This window comes from Candidatus Saccharibacteria bacterium oral taxon 488, from assembly GCA_010202845.1.
Taxonomy (GTDB): domain Bacteria; phylum Patescibacteriota; class Saccharimonadia; order Saccharimonadales; family Saccharimonadaceae; genus Nanosynbacter.
In genome coordinates this window covers 64,844-85,407 of record CP047921.1, presented here as the reverse complement: position 1 = coordinate 85,407, position 20,564 = coordinate 64,844, and the positions used below count along the sequence as shown (strand labels likewise).

Sequence of the window (20,564 nt, the reverse complement as noted above, 5' to 3'; positions counted from 1 at the left end):
GTTATAACCCGATCATCGTCAAGTTAATTTTACCGCGTTCATCGATACCGGTGATTTTCACGCGAACGGTTTGTCCTTCTTTGACTACATCAGTCACCTTAGCCACGCGGTGATCGGCCAACTTCGAGATATGTACCATGCCGTCAACTCCTGGCAGAATATTTACAAACGCTCCGAAATCTTTGATACTGACGACCTTGCCTTCGTAAATTTTGCCAACTTCTGGCTCTTCGACCAAGCTTTTAATCCAGGCAAGCGCCTTCTCAATTGATTCGCCGTTCGGGCTGGCAATGGTGATCAGGCCGTCTTCCTTGATATCAACCTCAGCACCAGTCTCGCTGGTAATCTTGTTAATCACCTCGCCGCCCTTGCCGATGACCGCGCCGATTTTATCTGGATCAATTTTTAGCTTTTCAATCCGCGGCGCGTACGGGCTAAGTGCTTCGCGCGGCGCTGGCAGCACACTCAGCATATGCTGCAAAATATGTGCCCGGCCCGCCTTGCTCTGTTCAATCGCTTGGCGCAGCACTGCCACCGGCAAGCCATGCACTTTCATATCCATCTGCAGCGCCGTGATACCCTTGGCTGTACCGGTCACCTTGAAATCCATATCACCGGCAAAATCCTCAGCATCGGCAATATCGCTCAGTACGTACGGCGTATCACCGTCCATCATTAGGCCCATGGCAATGCCGCTAACCGGCGCCGAGAGAGGCACGCCAGCGTCCATCAGTGCCAGACAACTTGAACAGGTTGCTGCCATCGATGTCGAACCGTTTTGGCTCATAATTTCGGTAACGCTGCGAATGGCATACGGGAAGTCTTCTTCGCTCGGCAACACTGGCGTCAAGGCTCGCTCCGCCAAGTAGCCATGGCCAATTTCGCGCCGGCCCGGGCTGCCCATCCGCTTAACCTCGCCAACCGTATAGCCCGGCGCATTGTAATGATGCATGTAGCGCCGCTCGCCGTCGTTAACTTCCATAGTATCAACCAGCTGCGCGTAACTCAGCGGCGCCAAGGTGACAATATTCATACCCTGCGTCACGCCGCGGGTAAACAAGCTTGAACCGTGTGCTCGTGGCAGCAAACCAACTTCTGAACTTAACGGGCGAATTTCAGTTAGTTTGCGGCCGTCTGGACGCATATTATCCTCGACGATACCGCGGCGAACATCTTTGTGCAATGCCAGCGTGAACGCCTCGTCATAATCATTGCGAACTTCGTTATATTCTTCTTCGCCTATGCCAAGTTTTTCGGCCATCGCTTGATGAAATTCAGCACGAATATTGCTAATCATTTCGTTGCGCTCCGGATACGGCCGGCGGATTTGCTCACCCAATTTACCATCAACCCACTCATCAGCCGTCTGCTGAATTGTTTCGTCGGGTAAGACTAATTCATATTCTTGCGCGGCTGGCGCCACTTTGGCAGCTAGTTCGCGCTGCAACTGAATCGCTGGCTGCATCATCTGGTGCGCCCAGGCCATGGCGTCGACGATCACCTCTTCTGACACTTCCTTAGCACCAGCCTCCACCATGGTGATGCCGCTCTCGATACCCGCCACCACCAGGTCCAAATCAGATTGCTCACGCTCCTCTGGTGTCAAAAAGGCCTTAAACTCACCATTCACGCGGCCCACCCGCAAGCCCGCCACCGGTCCGTCAAACGGCGTGCCGGTCAGCATCAAGGCGCTCGACGCCGCAATCATCGCCACCACATCCGGACGGAAATCCGGATCCATGCTCAGCACTGTCGCCACGACTTGCACCTCTTGACGGTAGCCCTTTGGAAACAGCGGCCGAATCGGACGGTCAATCAACCGACCGATCAGCACCGCCTCGTCGCTCGGCCGGCCCTCGCGTTTGATAAACCGCGAGCCAGAAATTTTACCCGCCGCATAAAACTTTTCTTCATAATCAATCGACAGCGGGAAATAATCCAGCTGCACCGGCCGGCTGCCCACCTGGGCACTGCCCAGTACCACTGTATCGCCATAGCGCACCAGCACGCTGCCAGTCGTCCGAAAACCGACGCGGTTGACCTCCAGCGTCAGCGGTCGGCCGCACAGCTCGGTGGTAACGCTAAAAATCTCCTTACCACTTGGATTAATAATTGCCATAGATCCTCTCTTTCTCGCAAAGACAGTAACAGGTGTACGCGTGCTGGTTTATTATCAACACACCACACATCCATCACCGTCTGCGGGTTATATTCGCACTTTCTATTATATCACAGGGCCGCATGCTTTATAGGAAGCCGGCCCGACCAAACGCATCCCGAACCGCAGCGAGCTGCTCACTTACTCGGTCCAAAACCTTTGGCGTTGGTAACAACACTTCCGGTGAGCTACCGCCAGCCGCACCAATGACTTGTTGTATCACATTAAAACTCTCCATTCCCGGCAGCATAGCAGTCCACTCATACGGCTGCTCACTAGTTGGCGCTGTCGGTTGCCTCTGAGATACTGGCACAAAGGATAGCATCAGCTCTTCCGGATCAATTTCATACAGTATATCCCGAAAGGCACGTTCTGTCGGTAACCCTCGCCTCGATACTCCCCAAACCGCCATCAGCTCAGCGATCTTAGCTTCGGGCTTACCTGACAACAATTCAAACGCGACGGCTACGCGCACCCTACTATCATCACCCAAATCCGAAGAGACTCCCGTGCCTATCACTGCTCGCTCAGAATGACCGGCCTTACGCAGTAGCGCACTCCCCGTCATAAAACCGCGCTTACCTCCGCCTCGAGAGACAGATACCGATGCGGGTGGTGGTAATATCGGCGGCATTTCGCTCGTAAACACAGGCGCACCCTCAATACATCGCCGAAACATGTCACGGGCTTGATCATATATCTCATACGCCCCTTCAAGGTCAAGCTTCGAGGCATTCGTCTCTACCGATACTCTCCGTTGACTTTCATCGCCACGATTCATAAGCAGCCCACCAGCCGTAGCCGCCACTGCTCCAGCCGCACCAAACAACAGACCGCGCCGACTTATCCTTGATGGCTCTGCATTTATGTTTCTTACCATACCGAACTCCTATTTGCACAAATACTCATGCGCACTTGAGCACTCAGCCTCAATAACATTTTGTTGAGTAACCGTACGCAGTGCCAGCTCATAGAGTATAAACATTGCCTCCTTAAGATCGGTAAGGTGCTCCTCACCAGCTGCTGACTCCAAGGCAGCAAGTTTGTGACTATCAATATTGGTATCCTTAAATAACATCCCAAACAGCCGCTGAACCGATGCGAGGAGTTCTCCTCCTGTTTCTTTAAGCAGCTTTCGCGGCGGTTTATTCAGGACCGTTGGCCCCAACAAGTCATCCTTAAACATTTCATCCGGAAAAAAGTACTGCCAAAAATTATTAACAAATTTACTCGACGTATCAGAGCCGTCTTGCGACGGATCCATACCGTTTTTCCAAAAGTCATCCGCATCTGTAAATCTTGGGTTATGATCATAAGCGCGTAACTCTGGGTCCAACTGCCCCTCGATATGCACTAAGTCATCACTCAACCATTCACCGGACGGACCAATCCGCTCCCTAACAGCAGCCAGAACTTCACTAACCTTCATCACTTGGTCAGCCACATCTGATGGTAATTTATCAGCCCGCGGTGCGTGTTCGTTCATACTCTGTAATTTAGCATAAAAATTATAAAAAGTCAATCAGCGCCCCGTCAAACAGATCGGCACATGCTGATGAAACAACGACCCATACTACTAGGCTGACCCGCTCATGCTACAATATACCAAGTGAAGCAGATAATCCACGCCAAAAACCGCCGCCGATGGCTCAGTATGAGTCTGGCTCTTGTCCTGATCGCTGGCGGCAGCTACACACTCATCACAGTGTTTAGTCCATTCTTTCGCGCTCAGCTCATTGACCCAGTACGCAATGAAACCACCCAGCTCCTCGCCGCTACGCCGGAAACCAGCATCACCGAGGACCGCCTCTATATTCCTAAAATTGATATTAACGTGCCGTACGCTACTGGCGGCGCCGAAATTATGGAGCGGGGTGCCTGGTGGCGTCGGCCAGAGAATGGCAATCCAGTCGACGGCGGCAACTTCGTCTTGTCGGCCCATCGATTTATCATGGGCCTGACGCCGCAGCAAACCATCCAAAAATCGCCATTCTACAATATTGATAAGCTGCGCATTGGCGATGAAATAATCATTGACTACCACGGCAAGCGCTACACCTACGTCATCTCCCAGTTATTTGATGTCAAGCCGAATGCCGTTCACATCGAAAACCGAACTGACAAACCACAGCTCACCCTCTATTCATGCACCCTTGGTGGCGCGGCTGACGGTCGGACGGTTTTTGTAGCCACACCGCGCTAAATAAAAATACCCACCTCGTGATATATCAAGGTGGATATCCGTACAACTACCCGGCGCGACTATTTACGCAGACCCAGGGCAGCCACAACCGCTTTGTAACTCTCAAAATCAGTTCGCTCCAGATATTTTAGCAGGCGCTTGCGCTTGCCAACCATCTGGATTAAGCCACGGCGCGCCATGAAGTCGTGTTTATTCGCCTTCAAGTGCTTGGTGACCTCTTTGATACGAGCCGTCAAGATCGACACCTGTGCCTGCGGGCTACCGACGTCGTCCTTATTGACCTGAGTCAAAGCAATTGCTTTCGCTTTATCGTCTTTGCTAATCATAGCTTCGTCATTATACCAATGCTACACTAAAAACGCAAATCAACTACACTGCTAAAATGTCTGTACATAATTATACGCTGGCTTACCGGTAGTCGGCACGGCTGCACTCGAAATGTTGCAGGTCGCCTTGACCGCATTAACCTGGGCCGACTCCTGCGGCTTGGCGGAATTTAGAGCTGCAAATACCGCAATACCTGTTATCTTGCCAGAGGTATCTTTGCACGGATACCAAACAAAAATATCGTTTGGATTTGACGCGTTCTTGCTGCTGACACCCTCGCGATACCCCGGCTGGATATACTGTGGTACAAGCGAGTCAACGCCATTAGCGTTATTGAACGTCCCCTGTCCTGACGGCAGTGTTCGCTTCTGTGTATCATATATCTGCAGCGCATCCCCAGCAATCTTGACGATGGAACGGATCTTGGTATCGGTAGCGTCCTGGCGCACGCCCGAATACGCCACAATACCGATGGTCGCCAAAATCGCGATCACGACCATCACAATTAATAGTTCAACGATTGTAAAACCTGTCTGCCTACCCATGATTTGATAATAGCACTTCAAGACAAAATCCCAAAATCCGCTAATGGTTTTGCCTGAGCGACGTCATATTCAGCGATAGCCTGGCGGCGCAGCTGGCGGCAGTAGGCCCCTGTTTCCAGCTTCTGACCAATATCAACCGCTAAGCTCCGAATATACGTACCGCTCGAAACATGCGCTCGAATCACCAGACGAGGATACTCATACGCGACAAGCTCCAGGGCGTAGATCGACACGGTGCGCTCTGGCATATCGACCGGCTGACCCTGACGTGCCAGCTGATAGGCCCGACGGCCATTGATCTTGATGGCGCTAAATATCGGTGGGCGCTGTTTAATTTCACCCTCAAACGTACCGAGTACCGCTTCAACCTCACTGCGAGGCGGCTGCCGCTCCGACACGCGAGTCAGTTCACCCTCAGGATCACCGGTCGTCGACGTCTCGCCAAGCATGATTTCTGCTTCATACCACTTATCAAGCTTCGTAAAGGTATCAGCCTCACGGCACTTCTTGCCCGTCACGATAATCATCAGTCCCGTAGCGAACGGATCAAGCGTACCAGTATGGCCAACTTTCACTTTCTTGCCCGCCGCCTGGCTGAGCACTCGCCGCAACCGCGCTACTACCCCGAAACTCGTTATACCAGCCGGCTTATCAATGAGCAGCACCTCGTCCATGGGCTATTTTTGCCCCGGGATCTGGAACTGGGACGGATTAAAGGTGCGCGGCTGTACAGGGGCGGACGGTGCTGAAGGCGGTGTGTTCAACGCTGGCAGTCCCCCGTCTGCAGTACCGATCGGAGCTGGTGGCAGCGGTGGCAAGCCTGATCCTGAAAAGTCAGAGAAATCAGGCAGCGGTGGCAGGCCATGCATCACATTAGACTCAATATCAGCGAGCGTAACCGGAGCAGATGTCACTGTCGGTAGCGGCGAAGATGAAACCACCGGAGCGGGCGAGGCTGCGGGTTCAAGCGGTGGTGCAGCAGCCAGCGCCTCGGTAATTGCCGCGCGGGCATCGCGCTCAGAATTTGGCAGCGATGGCGGCGCGGTAGATTGAGTCTGCTTGTCAGCCAGCGCCTGCGTCTCCTCTTTTAGTGCGGCAATGACCGCTTCGTCCTTATTGGTGGTCGCAAACGGGTCAACGCTCAGCGGTTCATCAGACTTCCCCATGGCGGCATTCAACGGCGATTCGCCGAGGGCCGGCCGCGACGCACCGACATAGGTACCGTGATGCAAGATGGTCTTGTTTTGATCAGTGTCAAGATCGCGGCGCTTATCCTCAGCCGCCCGCTCCGTCGTCGCGTTCAGCGTTCCACCTAGTAGTGGCGTGGCCGTTTCTGGCTCAGCCGACACCGACGCACTGATTGGTTGCGATGTCGATGGCGTACTACTCCGTCCGCTCGTCACTGACGCTGCTCGAAGGCGATCAAGCTGCGCCGTGGCCACACGGGCCGCCGCATCTTGCTCTTCGGCCCGAGTCTGCTTGGCCACATCATCAAGGCTACCCCGCCGCTCGTGGCTAATTGACAACGCACCATCATCTCTTTTTGACTCAGCCGGCTTTGAGCGTTTTCCCCGCTCGACCTTAAAATTAGCACCATCCTGGCCATCGTCGTCATCCGTCTTATCATCAGCTGCATCAGCCGCTTGCTTTGATTGCTCTGACTCTGAGTGCTCCTCGGCTTTAATCGCCTGCCCCTCGGCCAACTTGGTAGCAATCAGTTGCTGGTTCGCGCCAACCGCCATCAGCTCTGCCGCCAACGTCATCACCCGCGACGATGTTAAATTATTACTAAACCGTTCCGTCGCCGCCACAACACCTGTCAGCAACGCCGTTGCGATCTGCTCATCCATGGTTACTTTCGGTGTTCGTAACTCATCGATCAGGTCAACCAGCATCTCGCTGACACCTGACGCCTTATCGTCATGCCAGTCAACCGTCCCGAGGCTACTCCTCACCATACCGGCGGTCACCGTCGACACCACCGCATCATGCAAAATCTTGCCATGAGCCGTCAGCGCCTTGTCGAGATGATCCTGGCTCTCAACATTAAGCGCAAGCACCAGTTCAATGTTATAATCGCCCTGCGAAAACTCTAGATCAGCCTCGGTAATTGTCGCCCGGTACGGCGTGATAAAAATCTTCACTGCATCATCAACCACCTTGTAGCGCAGATGGTCGGCTTTTTCCTTATCAAGCGCGATGATAAAATCACGCAGGCTGTCCGCCGTGGCTTCAAACGTCTCGTCAGGCTCGAGGAACGAAATCGCCGGCGGGACTTTGCCACTAAAAACAGCCGTGGCGTGCTTGCCCAGTTTATTTAGGAAAATTGTCAGCCCCAGCGCTGCCGACAGCTCGTCCACCGATGGATCAGCGCTCACCGTCACCAAGATATTAGTCACATCTTTGATGCTCTGAATGATCTGCTGCTTTTGTGACTGGCTCGCCATTGTTGTGTCCCTGTTTATTTTTGTTTATACCGTTGAGTCACATTATACATAAGCATTTCAGGAAAGTCAATAGATTATCGTCAATGCGAGCCACTCTTTACTTTTATTGGGTTTTTCTGTATAATCCATCCTTGATTAGCGAAACAAATTTATAGAGGTAAAGGAAATCTATGCCAATCATCAAATCCGCCATCAAACGGGCCAAACAAACCCTAAAACGCCGCGAGCGCAATATCGGTATCAAGCGCGACATCAAGTCAGCCGTCAAGGCATTCATGGCTGAGCCGAGTGCTGAGGCGCTAGCCGCTGCTCACAGTGAACTTGACACCGCTGTCAAGAAGAACCTGCTGAAGAAAAATACTGCTGCCCGGCGCAAGAGTACCCTCTCAGCTATCGCGAAAAAAGCCGGCGTGAAGCTTGAAGCGACCAAAAAACCCGCCGCCAAAGTCCCAGCAAAGACGACAGCAAAAACCACCGCAAAATCAACCGCTACCAAAAAACCCGCTGCAAAAAAGCCAGCTGCCAAAGAGACTAAATAACCATTCACGTTTGCATAAACAATACTCCCGTCGGCCGGCGGGAGTATTGTTACTATTTTATGTGTCCAGCAATATCAACCAGCGCCACCTCAACCAACAGCCACGGCGACACACGAGTCGTTTTCATATGTTCATCAGCCTGCGCCAAGGCAGAATTAATTACCGCAAGTTGCACCGGCGTTATCCGCCCTGCATACGATGCTATCTTTCGCAGTGCATACGGATGGGCCGCAAAATCACGAGCCACCGCCCCCGTGTTACCACCAGATAGCACCAACGCGTTCAGCTGCACCAATTGTGAAACCAATAGCCCCAGCGTCTGGTACGCCCCATCATCACCGCTCTCCGCCTCGAGATAGGCGGTGATCGCGCGCACTTTTCCCTGGTCACCATCCAGCATTGCCGCAAACAACTCAAACGCACTTTCAGCCGGAGCCAGCGGCACCAGTACATTAATTAGCTCATCGTTCAGTTCGCTAGCCAAGGCCAACTGCTGCAACACCAGATCAAGCCGTAGCTGATCAAACCCCAGCCGATCGATTAGTGTCGTCGCCTGTGCCGCCGTCAACACGGCCCCATGCACCGTGGCCCGCTCAACACACCACGCACTTAGCTGCGGCTTTTGGCGTTCAGTGAAACAAGCATATTCCCTTACCTCGGCATGGCTTTTCAGCCACTTATACGTTTTTGTGCGCTTATCAAGCTTTGTCTCCAGAAGGATAACCATAGTCGCCGTATCACCGAGTAGCTCCGGTAAATCACGCCACAGTGCCGTATTCTGACTCGCATCAGTAATGACCACTACCTGCTCAGCGGCAAATAGACTCTGCCCCATCACCAGCTCACAGACCTCGGCGGCCGTCAGTTCTTCACCGTCGCGCCGCACCACCTCCATATCACCAACCAGCGCCGCAAGCGCCGCCCGTTTCTCAAATTCGTTGTCGCCGTGAAAGAGATAGATCACGACTTAATTATACCAAACACCCCCTTAGGCCATGCCTTTCGGTGTACTGATTTATTCTTCCGCTTTAGGCGGCCTTCGCATAATCTCTTTATATGCAGCTATCAATGTAGTTATTTGCTCATCAGATAAGCCAATACTCTGCAATTTCTCTATGCAGTATGCGTATTCCCCGCCACTAGCCTGATCAGTCATCTCTTTCATAGCAAGGCCAGCAATATCATACGCTACCAATGCTGTTTGCACCGCAGAAAGCCCACCGCCAGTTTCCATAAATATGCGGTCATAAAACTCACGAGATTTCTCATATGGATCGCCTGTTTTATTAGCAGTAGTCTGAGCATCCATTACCCGCTCCACCTGTTCTGGTGAAACATCCTCACCACCAAGTGCTTCATTGAGAAAACCAAACCAAGGCGAGTGGGACGTCTCATCAAGCACCAGCAGATGGTCTGCGATCATGTCTGTTTTCTCGGTGCCATCCATCACGCGTTGAGAATCCAGCTCAGTCGACACACACATCATCACGAACATTTCACTCGCAATACGCTTTTCAATGTAAACTTGTAGCTGCAAATCAATTGCTTCGGCCAGTGCTAACTCATCACCTCGACACTCATCAAGAGCTGAAATATCTAGCTTGCTAAAATCACCGTTTTCTACATCTTGTCGGTAGACCTCAAAGACAGCATCCTCTCTTTTGGACGACTCTTCATCACTCAATCCCAGCTGATAAATTGTGTTCACGCCATGCTTCTCTAGCATGTTATTGATCCAAAAAGCAACATTATCTCTAACCTCAGAAGCATGCTCTGCTTTCTCTACTAGGGCCGCCAGTTCAGTATCCATGTCATCTGGATCGCCCAATATCTCCGACCGCTCCCAATCCGACTCTTTACCAAATTGACCATTGCGTGGTGGTTGATCTATTCCTGCCATATTCCTGTAATATACACTATAAATAACTATTTGTCAAATACTGGTGGCTTCTGGCACACCGGACACACATGCGTACCACGACCGCCGACTTTTAGCTTAATGACCTCTTGGTCGGGGTGGCGATGGCAGGCTTGGCCTTCGCGGCGAAACACATGAGCAAATGTCAGATAATTCCCCCTTCGACCCTCGGCATCAACGTAATTTTTATCAGTCGAGCCGCCCTGATCAATACTGAGTTGCAAGATGCGCCGTAGCTCAGTAAATAATGTATTCAGCTGCTGATCACTGACATTTTTCACCCGCGTTTGCGGATGAATCCGCGCCGCCCACAACGCCTCGTCAGCATAAATATTACCAACCCCGGCGATCACTGTCTGGTCAAGAAAAGCTGGCTTGATCATCGAATTCTGGCGGCGGCGAATCCGCTGGATGAAATCCTCGGCGCGCGTCTGAGGATCAAGCGGCTCCGGCCCAACTTTTTGCATGAACGGCAAATTTTTCACCTCATCAGTCGGCAGCAACTTCACCCAGCCAAATTTGCGCTGATCGTTAAAAAACAGCCGTGACCCATCCACAAAATCAACCTGCACCCGCGTCGACCGATCTGGCAGCTCGCCAATCAAGCTATCGTTCGGATGGCCGCCAGCAAAGTCGTCGATCTCGCGAGCGGTATCCGTAGAAAAATTGTGGGCAACGTTACGTGGGTCCCGAGATTTTTTTGGGGATACCCGAGCGCCATGGCGAGAGCCTTGACGAAATACCAACTGCCCCGTCATCTTCAAATGTACCACCAGCGAATAGCGCGTATCCAGATCAATCATCAGCACCTTTGCCCGCCGCCGCACCGCCGTTACGCACGCGCTATATAAAAATTGTTCAACATCAGCCGGCGCATTCGGAAAGCTTTTTGGCGAATCAAACACTGACACCCGCGCCACCGCTCGGCCCGGCAGTAACTCTGCCAACCCGTGGCGAACTGTCTCAACTTCGGGAAGTTCCGGCATAGAACGCTCCTAAAACTTGAACAACGTATCCCGCTGGTACAGCCCGATAGAGGTGGCCATTTTGCTACCGTCAGGGATTTGCTTGATAAACATATCGACGATTTCCTCGACATTAGCAACGGCTGATCCCTTGGAGCCGCCACAATCTGACGTCCATAGTGCCTTGATCGCTGTTCCATTCATCAACAATTCAAATTTATACACCTTGCCTGTCGCACAAATACCGCGCAGGTCATTTTGCTCATCGCTCAGCTGCCGGCCCTCCATCATCTTGCGCTTGTCCAGTGCGTACACCAACTCTTCATAGGCCTTGGCGTTATTATTCAGCTGCTTGGTGTTCAGCTGCTTCTCGACATAGCCTTCATACGTCGTCATCACCCGCGACGACGGCGCAATAGTTATTTGATACGAACGGAATTTCTCATTAGCGACAATCGGGCCACGCACTGTCAGCCTGACCGCTCGGCTCTCGTCGGTTTGTAGCAAGTCGCTTTTTTTCTGCTCAGTCGTCTCCTGCTGCTGTTTTTGCTCGTCGCCACCAAATATCGACCGGCTGATGCTGATAATCGCAACAATGGTCACGATGGTGATGATAATGACTAGTAAAATCGGCACAAACCGGGAAAAAGAATTAAACGAATTATACGTACGCCTCATGGGTTGATTATACCATAATATTAGGTTTTTGCACTAGTCACCGGGGATATCCTACATTATTTAGTACAGTCAGATTAGCATACTAATACCTTAATATTACTCTACTTAGGGCAGTATTTATCTTTTATCTACAGACCAGATATAATCAGATGCTTCTGCAAAAGCATTTTGTCTTTCTATTATTTCGTCTTTACCCCAGTCGCTTTTTTTATTTATTAGATCAACCAAATCACCATTCATCTTTAAGTCTGAATCTTTAAAATGACGAACCTTTTCGTTAATTGCTTTATTGCTTGCAGATGAGTTTAACGCACCTTTTAGGATTGTCAAATTACCAAGCATATTAACACAGTTTTTATGATCGGTTTGCGATATATTCCACCCCTTGTTTAACCTCTGGGGCATAATATGCTCAATTGTAACAACTTCTTGAGTAACGCCCTTCTCGCCGCTGCTTAACTGATTTTCTATTTGAGTTAAAATGTACCGAACAAGATTTTTATTATTAGATTTTAGGCACAATAAACCAAAATCAGCAATAAACTGCTCTCGTGGAGGTAGAAGTTTATCTTGTTCAATTCTACTCAAAAGCTCCTTATCTAATAAGGTTGCTATCCTTTGTTTATCTCGAGTATCGGACAATTTAAATAATTCATTTGAAAATTTAGCATACATTTTTTCAACACGATTTGCTGGTAATTTTGAAACTACAAAATACCTAAATGAAAACCTTTCTATTTGACCAAGCGATCGAGCAAACATTTTAAGACTAATAAACTCTTTATTTCGCTTAGCTGCTATAGACATTAGCCAAACCATATAGCTCTGAGTATTCATAACCCTCAAAGCACATAATGAGTCACTGATAGATTTTGCATATTCTGCTTTTGCTTCTGGGTGTCCAAGAAAATCCCTTATCTCATAAGGCGATCCATTAAATAATACCCGTAAAGATTCCGCAATCTGATACATATCAGAAAGCAATTCCCTATAGTTCTTCGTTTCTTTCTTAATTTTCTTGTAAAGCTGACGCTCGCCTATAAACGAGTGGTTTCTTATCCAATAGTACCTAATAAACGTATTGATCGTAAACTTTGGAATCCGCAATTCTGTAACTATCTGAATAATATTATCCCACTCTTCAAGCGCTCTTGTTTTTTCTTCTTCTGTCCCTTTTATCTTTTGTAGAAAAAGGTTTTTAAACAAGTCCGAGATAGAAAGATCTACGCCACGAGCATTGAACCCCTCAAACACTTCGTAAGCATCGTCCTCATCATCAAGAGTGACCAGCACTAGATTGGTATCTAGGAGGTTCTCAAGTTTTTGTAGCAGTAGCTTCTTCCGTTGGCTATCATTAGCTTTATTTGCATCATACGAGTCACGTAACTTATCTTTGAAGTAATTATATGCACGATGAAGATTTTTCTGATCTTCATTCTTATACTCCTTTTTAGTACTTCCTGAAATAATCATGTCAATATAGCATTGCTTCAAGCTGCCCGCAACATCTATCTTAAAGATGGCATTATTGCTACCTAATACCCTCTTTTTAATAAATCTTTCTAAAGAGAAATGTTCTTCATCACGACCAAACTTTTCGCTCCAAACATCTTTCAAGGCTGTTATAAACACCGAGCTCGTAATAAGACGTTGTTGACCATCCACAACCCCAAAAGAACGTTTTTGTTTTGTCCTACTGACAATGATTGAGCCAAGTAAATAAAGCTGTCCCACTTCCTTGCGTTCAATAAAATCATTCCAGAAATTCTCCAATTCGTCCTGGCCCCACACATAGCTGCGTTGATAATGCGGAATTACAAACTGATCATAGTCGCCACTATCAAATAAATTTTGTAATGTTGCTTCACGAGCCTTAAATCCAGACACTAGTCTAACCCTCCTTTTTATAGACCGCCCCAATTATACCCCACTTCAATATCAACCTTCAATCGAATTGGCAGTTCTGGACAAATACCTTCCATTTCTCTGCGCATGATTTCACCGACTCGCTCAGCGTCTTCCGGCAAACATTCCACCAAAATCGAGTCATGAACCTGCAGGACTGGCTCGGCCAGCCCAGCCAACTTGTCCTCCAACCGAATCATCGCCAGTTTCATCAAATCCGCTTCCGTTCCCTGAATTGGCATGTTCATCGCCGCCCGCTCGGCCGCTGAACGCACCATAAAATTGCTCGACTTAACGTCTGGTGTGGGCCGCCGCCGGCCAAAATAAGTCTCGACAAAACCTTGTTCGCGCGCTTGAACTAAAATTGTATCCAGATATTGGCGGATTGGCTGGCGCACCGCAAAATAGTGTTCAATAAACTGTTTCGCCTCAGTGAACGTCATACCGGTGGCCGCCGCCAAGCCATGCGGACTCATACCGTACAGCACGCCAAAGTTAATCACCTTGGCCGCGCGGCGCTGCAATTTCGTCACCTCAGCCATCGGCACGCCGTAGGTCTCAGCCGCCGTCTTGGTATGAATATCCACGTCACTATTAAAATCGTTAATCAACTGCTCGTCGCCCGCCAACACCGCCGCCAGCCGCAGCTCAAATTGTGAATAATCCGCGCCAACGAAGACCTTATCCTCACTCGGCACAAACGCCTGGCGAATTTTCCGGCCCAGTTCTGTGCGCACCGGAATATTCTGTAGGTTAGGATTGGTGCTGCTCAGCCGCCCGGTGCTGGTGACATCTTGGTTGAAGGTGGTGTGAATCCGCCCGTCCTCGGCCACCAACTTCGGCAGCGCTTCAATGTAGGTGCTGATCAATTTAGTCAGCTCCCGATACCGCTCAATCAGCTCAATGATCGGGTGCCACCCGCGCAGTTTATCCAGCTCTTTCTGCCCCGTCGAATAGCCAGTTTTGCCCTTTTTGATACCAGTTGTCGGCAGCTGCAGTTTGGTAAATAACACCTCAGACAGCTGTGCCGGACTAGCGGCATTGAACTCGCGCCCAGCCATCGCATACATTTGTTGTTCAAGCTGACTCACCTCCGTCCTCAGCTCCTCGCCCATCTGTTCAAGGAGTGCCGTGTCCAGCTTCATACCGCGCTTTTCCATCTGAAACAACGGCCAAATCACCGGAAAATCAAAGTCGCGAAGCACTCGGGCAATCTGCTGATGCGTCGCCATATAATCCTGCTGCTGGCGGTAAATCTGACGAAGCCACGCCAGCTGTCGCGACACGGAATTATCCTCAGAAAAATCACCAGCCAGCGCCGCTAAACTACGATCGCGCCTCAGCGGATCGATCAAAAACGCCGCCTGCCCAACATCCCAGACCTCATGAAACCGCACCGTCACGCCGTGAGCATCCAGCGCATGATACAACTCCTTGACGTCCGCCGCAATCACCACGCCCTGCGCCAACAGTTGCCAAACATGTTGACCAATCTCACTCATCTTGGCCCGCCACGCCACGCCAGGCTTGGAATTAATATAGACCGTGTCCGGCTCCGATAGATCAATATAGATACTATTTTCCGTTTCAAACAATGGTTCAGTCGGCAAGTCTTCGACACGTGACAGCTCTAACTCCGCCGTCTCCACTGCCTCATCCGACGCCTGCATTGTCTTTGGCAGCCGCCCAATCAGCGAATGGAACTCCAATTTCCGCAAGATCTCCGCCACCTGCGCAAAGTCACAGTCGTTAACATCCGCCACCTCCCAGTCCAGCTCCACCGGCGCGTCCGTCCACAGCTCCGCCACTTGCTTGGTCAAATACGCCGACTCGCGGCCGTTCTCTAGCTTTGTCCGTAGAGCGCCTGTTTGCTCATCCACATGCGCATACACGCCGTCCAGCGTGTCATATGCTTGTAGTAATTTCACCGCCGTCTTTTCACCAACGCCCGGCACACCCGGCAAATTGTCGCTCGAATCACCTTTTAGCGCCTTCAAATCCAAAAACTGATCCGTCCGAATACCATATTTTTGTTCAAAATATTCCGCCGTAAATTCCTCTATGTTCCTCAGGCCATTTTTCATGGCGTAGACTTTGGTGAGGGGCGACACTAATTGCAGCGCATCCAAATCCGACGTCAGCAGACAGGTCTGCACGCCGCGCGCTTCCGCTTGCTTGGCAAACGCACCCATGATGTCGTCCGCCTCATAATCATCGAGTTCATACAGCGGCCAGCCGAACGCGTCCAGTAGTTCCATCAAAATCGGAATTTGCTGATAAAAATCATCAGGCGCTGGCTTGCGACCCGCCTTGTACTCTGGATATAGTTCCCGCCGCTTGCGGATATTAGTACCGCGCTTGTCCCACGCCACCGCCACATAATCCGGCTCTAATTTCTTGATCAGCTCAATCGCCAAACTTACAAATCCATACACCCCGCCGGTCGGCGTACCATCCGCCGTACTGAGCCCCGGCATGGCATAATACCCTCGGTAAAAAACTGATTTTCCGTCGATGACCGCCAAACGTTTCATATACTCAGTATAGCAAATTTGCTATACTAACAACATGATACAACCACACGCAAAAATTATCGCCCTGGTCGGTCTGGCTGGTAGCGGCAAAAGTTCGGCGGTCGAATATTTCACCAAAAAGGGCATTCCAAAAATTTACTTTGGTGGCATCATCTACAAAGCCATGGAAGAAGCTGGCATCGAACCAACCTGGGATAATCAGCAAAAATTCCGCGAGGAAATTCGCCGACGCGAAGGCAAAGATTTCGTCGTCAAGCGCGTCGTCAAATCCGCACATGACTTGATTGACGCTGGTCAAAAACTCATCGTCCTGGACGGTTTGTACACCTGGAGTGAATATAAAATCCTCAAGCACGAATTCCCTGGTCAGATGTCCGTCATCGCCGTTGTCACACCAAAACACCTGCGCTATCAACGCATGGCCAAACGCCCCGAGCGGCCGATGCAGCCACGCGAAGTTGACCAACGTGATTGGTCGGAAATTGAAAATTTGGAAAAAGGCGGGCCAATCGCCATTGCCGACTATTTCGTAACAAATGACCGCGGTTTGGATGAGCTGTACGCTCAGCTGGAGGCCATCACTCACCACGAGCATTTTTGTAAGGTGCCCGAGCAGTGTTGAGCCCTGTTAAAGGATACTATTGTATCGTTCATACTTGCATAAAAGTATGTTATGTGCTATAATATAATTTCTGAGCAAAGCAGAACTATCTACACCTGAACAAACATTAAACACCGAAACGCTCTCGGAGAAAACGGTGAGAGATCTAGGTGACACCGCCATGCAGGCAAGCGGCGGCGAAGCTGACCAATCAGGTCAAACACCACCCATGGAATCCCGTTCTTTCACGAAGCCAGTAGAGACAGGAGGCATACCACCACTGGATCTACGAAAGGTCCCGTCCGGGTACACATTAGTCCGCGGCAAAACAGTAGCTAAGCAGCGGTAAGGACGATAGTTAGCTCAAATACTCATATAACTTCTTGGCGTCTTTGTGCTTCCTTAGCTTCGCCAAAGCCTTGGCTTCAATCTGGCGAATTCGTTCGCGCGTCACGGCAAATTGTTGGCCGACTTCCTCAAGCGTATGGCTTTTGCCGCCATTGTCCAGCCCGAACCGCATGCGCACAATTTTTTGCTCGCGATCAGACAGGCTCGACAGCACCTCGGCGACCTTTTCTTTCAGCAGCTGATTGGTCGCTGATTCTTCTGGCGAAATCGTATCTTCATCCTCGATAAAATCACCCAGCACCGAATCTTCCTCGTCGCCATCACGCCCGATACCGGCGTCCAAACTCGACGTCTCTTGCCGAATTTTGTTGATATACTCAATTTTTTCCGGCTCCATGTCCATTTCCTTGGACAATTCTTCCATCGTCGGCTCGCGGTTTAACTCCTGGGTAAGCCGTCGCTGCGTCCGCACCAGCTTGTTAATCGTCTCGATCATGTGCACGGGGATGCGAATCGTCCGCGCCTGATCAGCGATCGCCCGGGTAATCGCCTGGCGAATCCACCACGTCGCGTAGGTCGAAAATTTAAAGCCCTTGTCCGGATCGAATTTCTCCACGGCGCGCAGCAAGCCAGTATTTCCCTCCTGGATCAAGTCCAAAAAATCTAACCCACGGCCCGAGTACCGCTTGGCAATTGACACCACCAAACGCATGTTCGCCTCAGCCATCTTGTCCTTGGCCTTTTTGTCACCCTCGATGATCCGCCGCGCCAGCTCCATTTCCTCATCCGAACTTAACAGCGGGATTTTACCAATCTCACGCAGATACAGCCGCACCGAATCGTCCGAAATGTCATCCAGATACTGACCAGCGCTCAACGCCTCGAGGTCTTCTATCTCCTCGTCATCATGTACCGCCGTCAAATCTGGCTCGAGTGGATCGTCATTGGTCGGGGTGTATTGCTGGTCGTTGTTCACGCATTCTCCTTAATCAGTGCGTTCAGCTGCTGCCGCAAGATGCGCGCCCGCGCCTCATCGCTGAGCTCCTCAGCCTCACGCAAATCTTCTAATAATTGTTGTTTTTTTGTGTCGCGGTGTTTACGTATCAATTGCTTTACCAAACGCGCCATTTCACTGTCCAGAGCTTCTGGCTCCCAGTCCATGTAGCGGCGTTCACTTTTTAACTGTACTATTTTCACATACTGCTCAAATTTTTGCAAGGGGCGTGGCAATTTTTCTCGATCAAGTAGCGGCTCAGTCTGCAGCGCCGTCACCACTGCTCGAGCTGGTTCGTCCAAGCTTGCCGCCTCAAGCGCCCCGACCCAGCGCCGCGTTGATGGCTGACTAAGCGCCAGACCGACGACGATGTCCGCTAATTCATCACGAGGTTTACCTGGAGTCACCTTTTCAATCTTTGGTTTTTTGAGCTGAGCGGGCGGCGCCAGTCTCTCAGCACCAAGCTTCGCTCGCAGTGCCGCGAGACTAGCGCCAGTTTCTTTAGAAATTACCGCCAAGTAATGCTCTTGTTCCACCGGATCTTTCAAGCTGCGCACGATTCTCAATGCAGTTGTCGAAAATCGCCGCTTGCCTTCGGCCGTCGCCAAATCTTCCATTTCAGCGTGCCGAGCAATCACCCAGTCCACCGCTGGCTGCGCCCGCTCAACCGCCGCTTTCCATAACGACGCATCCTTTTGGATCAATTCGTCCGGATCTTTTACGTCATCCGGCAGACTCACCACCTCTAGCTCCACGCCAATTTCCTGCGCCAAATTGATCGCCCGCTCCGTTGCGCTCACGCCCGCCCGGTCGCCATCAAACGCCACACGAATCCGCCCCGCCAGCCGGCTCAGCGCCTTCAAATGCTGCAGCGTCATCGCCGTCCCTGCCGTCGCCACCACATTTTTGACGCCGGCTTGGTGGCTACTAACCACATCCAAATTCCCCTCGACAATCACCGCAGCGTCGCTCCTACGAATCGCCTCTTTCGCCTGATACAGCCCAAAAATATGGCGCGATTTATCAAATAGCAATGTCTGTGGCGTATTCAAATACTTTGGCGCGCGCGAATCATCATGAATAATTCGCCCCGTAAAGCCGACCACCTCGCCGCTGCTATCGCTCAAAGTCACCATCAGCCGTCCCCGAAACAGATCACCGCCGAACCGATTAACCAGCCCTGCGTCAGCCAGTTCTCGGCGCGAAAACCCCCGCTTCTCCAGCGCCTTCGTCAGCGCATCGCCCTGATCTGGCGCATAGCCGATGATAAAATCACCGATCGTCTGCCGATTCAGCCGCCGTTTTTTCACCGCGTATTCTCGTGCTGCCGAATTTTTCACCAAATTTTGCTGATAAAAATTCGCTGCTAATTTCAGTGCCTCACGCGCCCGCGCTCGCCGCTTGGCTGTCCGTCCATCACCGCGGGAAAACAAGCTCAAATCCACGCCCGCTTTGCGCGCCAAATGCTCCAACGCTTGGCGAAAATCCATCCCCTCCACCAGCATCACGAACGTAAAAATATCGCCACCCTTACCCGAAGAAAAATCATGCCAAATCTGTTTTTCCGGGCTCACCATAAAACTTGGCGTCCGCTCATCAGTGAATGGACTGAGCCCCTTCAGATTACGACCCGCCCGCTTCAGCTGAACATATTCGCCGATTACATCCTCAATATTCAGCCGCGCCCGCACCTCTTCCTTGGCATCATTCATAATTTTTATTATATCACTCTTTACCTCTGTTGTTGTTTATGCTTTAATGGGTGTATGCAGCCACACAATGACTATGACGTGCCAACCGGTATCGATTATCTCAATCAAATTTCTGCACCGCCAGCGCCGCAGGGCTTTGATAAAAAGTCAAAGATTATCTTGCTCGTTCTCGGTATCATCGGGCTGCTCGGTCTGGTCTTTATTATTAATGCCGCCCAAAACGCTTCCCGCGGCCCTTCATTAACCAATCTCGTCGCCCGCTTGCAAAAACTCCAAACTGTCTCCGAGAAATTTACTTCCCGCCTCAAATCCAGCCAGCTCCAAGACGCTAATAGCTCGCTCACTGCCGTTCTCACCACTGCCAATAAGTCCATCGAGACACCGGCCGCTGCCCAGAATATCGACGTCAAAAAAGACCTCAAAAACATCACCGCGCTCGACCCACCAACAAAACTCGAGGAAAAATTTGAGGAGGCCTATCTCAACGCTGATCTCGACAACACTTATGCTTACACCATGAATACCGAACTGGCCGACACACTGTTGATGATGAATCGTATCAAAGAGGGATCGCGCAGCAAAAGCACAATTGACTTTCTCGAGAAAACCATTTCCGACCTCACCAACGTGCGCAAGCAGCTCATGGCGATCACCGGTGATTCGGAAAAATCATAAGTTTTATTCACTCTG

At 50.8% G+C, this 20,564-nt stretch carries 19 protein-coding genes; 4 read left to right on the top strand and 15 right to left on the bottom strand.

Annotation, left to right across the window (positions count from 1 at the left end; translation table 11 throughout):
- Position 1: 1 nt before the first annotated feature.
- The 3 genes from pnp to GWK78_00415 form a co-directional block, all read right to left on the bottom strand.
- Positions 2-2,119, bottom strand: coding sequence for a polyribonucleotide nucleotidyltransferase (gene pnp, locus GWK78_00425; protein QHU93513.1), 2,118 nt, complete (start codon positions 2,117-2,119; stop codon positions 2-4).
- A gap of 127 nt (positions 2,120-2,246) precedes the next feature.
- Positions 2,247-3,038 carry a hypothetical protein gene (locus GWK78_00420; protein QHU93512.1) on the bottom strand — a complete coding sequence of 264 codons (792 nt, stop codon included), beginning with the start codon at positions 3,036-3,038 and terminating at the stop codon, positions 2,247-2,249.
- 9 nt (positions 3,039-3,047) lie between these two features.
- Complete coding sequence (locus tag GWK78_00415; protein ID QHU93511.1) at positions 3,048-3,644, bottom strand: hypothetical protein; 597 nt, start codon at positions 3,642-3,644, stop codon at positions 3,048-3,050.
- 168 nt (positions 3,645-3,812) lie between these two features.
- Between GWK78_00415 and GWK78_00410 the strand changes: the two genes are divergently transcribed.
- The gene (locus GWK78_00410; protein ID QHU94250.1) at positions 3,813-4,361 is read left to right on the top strand and encodes a sortase; all 549 of its coding nucleotides are present in this window, start codon (positions 3,813-3,815) and stop codon (positions 4,359-4,361) included.
- Between the two features lie 59 nt (positions 4,362-4,420).
- Here the strand turns inward: GWK78_00410 and rpsO are convergent, their stop codons facing one another.
- The 4 genes from rpsO to GWK78_00390 are packed head-to-tail and all read right to left on the bottom strand — an operon-like array spanning position 4,421 to position 7,680.
- On the bottom strand, positions 4,421-4,687 hold the full coding sequence (gene rpsO, locus GWK78_00405; GenBank protein ID QHU93510.1) for a 30S ribosomal protein S15: 267 nt from the start codon (positions 4,685-4,687) through the stop codon (positions 4,421-4,423).
- A gap of 51 nt (positions 4,688-4,738) precedes the next feature.
- The gene (locus GWK78_00400; protein QHU93509.1) at positions 4,739-5,233 is read right to left on the bottom strand and encodes a prepilin-type N-terminal cleavage/methylation domain-containing protein; all 495 of its coding nucleotides are present in this window, start codon (positions 5,231-5,233) and stop codon (positions 4,739-4,741) included.
- A gap of 17 nt (positions 5,234-5,250) precedes the next feature.
- Entirely contained in the window at positions 5,251-5,907 is a 657-nt protein-coding gene (gene truB, locus GWK78_00395) for a tRNA pseudouridine(55) synthase TruB (protein ID QHU93508.1), read from the bottom strand.
- A 3-nt stretch (positions 5,908-5,910) separates the two neighbouring features.
- On the bottom strand, positions 5,911-7,680 hold the full coding sequence (locus tag GWK78_00390) for a hypothetical protein (GenBank protein ID QHU93507.1): 1,770 nt from the start codon (positions 7,678-7,680) through the stop codon (positions 5,911-5,913).
- Between the two features lie 170 nt (positions 7,681-7,850).
- Here GWK78_00390 and rpsT point away from each other — a divergent pair, with 170 nt between their 5' ends.
- Positions 7,851-8,219, top strand: a complete 369-nt coding sequence (gene rpsT, locus GWK78_00385) for a 30S ribosomal protein S20 (GenBank protein QHU93506.1) — start codon at positions 7,851-7,853, stop codon at positions 8,217-8,219.
- A gap of 52 nt (positions 8,220-8,271) precedes the next feature.
- On the opposite strand, the gene GWK78_00380 is transcribed toward rpsT, so the two are convergent.
- The 6 genes from GWK78_00380 to polA form a co-directional block, all read right to left on the bottom strand.
- The gene (locus GWK78_00380) at positions 8,272-9,183 is read right to left on the bottom strand and encodes a hypothetical protein (protein QHU93505.1); all 912 of its coding nucleotides are present in this window, start codon (positions 9,181-9,183) and stop codon (positions 8,272-8,274) included.
- A 51-nt stretch (positions 9,184-9,234) separates the two neighbouring features.
- On the bottom strand, positions 9,235-10,119 hold the full coding sequence (locus GWK78_00375) for a hypothetical protein (GenBank protein QHU93504.1): 885 nt from the start codon (positions 10,117-10,119) through the stop codon (positions 9,235-9,237).
- A 26-nt stretch (positions 10,120-10,145) separates the two neighbouring features.
- Entirely contained in the window at positions 10,146-11,123 is a 978-nt protein-coding gene (mutM, locus tag GWK78_00370; GenBank protein ID QHU93503.1) for a bifunctional DNA-formamidopyrimidine glycosylase/DNA-(apurinic or apyrimidinic site) lyase, read from the bottom strand.
- A gap of 9 nt (positions 11,124-11,132) precedes the next feature.
- Positions 11,133-11,780 carry a hypothetical protein gene (locus GWK78_00365; GenBank protein QHU93502.1) on the bottom strand — a complete coding sequence of 216 codons (648 nt, stop codon included), beginning with the start codon at positions 11,778-11,780 and terminating at the stop codon, positions 11,133-11,135.
- 117 nt (positions 11,781-11,897) lie between these two features.
- Entirely contained in the window at positions 11,898-13,667 is a 1,770-nt protein-coding gene (locus tag GWK78_00360; protein QHU93501.1) for a DUF262 domain-containing protein, read from the bottom strand.
- Positions 13,668-13,684: 17 nt separating this feature from the next.
- Positions 13,685-16,219 carry a DNA polymerase I gene (gene polA / locus GWK78_00355; protein QHU93500.1) on the bottom strand — a complete coding sequence of 845 codons (2,535 nt, stop codon included), beginning with the start codon at positions 16,217-16,219 and terminating at the stop codon, positions 13,685-13,687.
- 34 nt (positions 16,220-16,253) lie between these two features.
- Here polA and GWK78_00350 point away from each other — a divergent pair, with 34 nt between their 5' ends.
- Positions 16,254-16,841, top strand: a complete 588-nt coding sequence (locus GWK78_00350) for an AAA family ATPase (protein QHU93499.1) — start codon at positions 16,254-16,256, stop codon at positions 16,839-16,841.
- A 337-nt stretch (positions 16,842-17,178) separates the two neighbouring features.
- Here the strand turns inward: GWK78_00350 and rpoD are convergent, their stop codons facing one another.
- Complete coding sequence (gene rpoD / locus GWK78_00345; protein QHU93498.1) at positions 17,179-18,144, bottom strand: RNA polymerase sigma factor RpoD; 966 nt, start codon at positions 18,142-18,144, stop codon at positions 17,179-17,181.
- Complete coding sequence (dnaG, locus tag GWK78_00340) at positions 18,141-19,874, bottom strand: DNA primase (GenBank protein QHU93497.1); 1,734 nt, start codon at positions 19,872-19,874, stop codon at positions 18,141-18,143. The genes rpoD and dnaG overlap by 4 nt, the downstream gene beginning before the upstream one ends.
- A 54-nt stretch (positions 19,875-19,928) precedes the next feature.
- On the opposite strand from dnaG, the gene GWK78_00335 reads away from it, so the two are divergent.
- Positions 19,929-20,549 (top strand): hypothetical protein, encoded by a 621-nt coding sequence (locus GWK78_00335; GenBank protein ID QHU93496.1) that lies wholly within the window; start codon positions 19,929-19,931, stop codon positions 20,547-20,549.
- Positions 20,550-20,564: the final 15 nt, after the last annotated feature.

Coding starts and splice junctions, on each gene's coding strand:
- pnp (QHU93513.1), bottom strand. CDS start 2,119: ATGGCAATTATTAATCCAAGTGGTAAGGAGATTTTTAGCGTTACCACC.
- GWK78_00420 (QHU93512.1), bottom strand. CDS start 3,038: ATGGTAAGAAACATAAATGCAGAGCCATCAAGGATAAGTCGGCGCGGT.
- GWK78_00415 (QHU93511.1), bottom strand. CDS start 3,644: ATGAACGAACACGCACCGCGGGCTGATAAATTACCATCAGATGTGGCT.
- GWK78_00410 (QHU94250.1), top strand. CDS start 3,813: ATGAGTCTGGCTCTTGTCCTGATCGCTGGCGGCAGCTACACACTCATC.
- rpsO (QHU93510.1), bottom strand. CDS start 4,687: ATGATTAGCAAAGACGATAAAGCGAAAGCAATTGCTTTGACTCAGGTC.
- GWK78_00400 (QHU93509.1), bottom strand. CDS start 5,233: ATGGGTAGGCAGACAGGTTTTACAATCGTTGAACTATTAATTGTGATG.
- truB (QHU93508.1), bottom strand. CDS start 5,907: ATGGACGAGGTGCTGCTCATTGATAAGCCGGCTGGTATAACGAGTTTC.
- GWK78_00390 (QHU93507.1), bottom strand. CDS start 7,680: ATGGCGAGCCAGTCACAAAAGCAGCAGATCATTCAGAGCATCAAAGAT.
- rpsT (QHU93506.1), top strand. CDS start 7,851: ATGCCAATCATCAAATCCGCCATCAAACGGGCCAAACAAACCCTAAAA.
- GWK78_00375 (QHU93504.1), bottom strand. CDS start 10,119: ATGGCAGGAATAGATCAACCACCACGCAATGGTCAATTTGGTAAAGAG.
- mutM (QHU93503.1), bottom strand. CDS start 11,123: ATGCCGGAACTTCCCGAAGTTGAGACAGTTCGCCACGGGTTGGCAGAG.
- GWK78_00365 (QHU93502.1), bottom strand. CDS start 11,780: ATGAGGCGTACGTATAATTCGTTTAATTCTTTTTCCCGGTTTGTGCCG.
- polA (QHU93500.1), bottom strand. CDS start 16,219: ATGAAACGTTTGGCGGTCATCGACGGAAAATCAGTTTTTTACCGAGGG.
- GWK78_00350 (QHU93499.1), top strand. CDS start 16,254: ATGATACAACCACACGCAAAAATTATCGCCCTGGTCGGTCTGGCTGGT.
- dnaG (QHU93497.1), bottom strand. CDS start 19,874: ATGAATGATGCCAAGGAAGAGGTGCGGGCGCGGCTGAATATTGAGGAT.
- GWK78_00335 (QHU93496.1), top strand. CDS start 19,929: ATGCAGCCACACAATGACTATGACGTGCCAACCGGTATCGATTATCTC.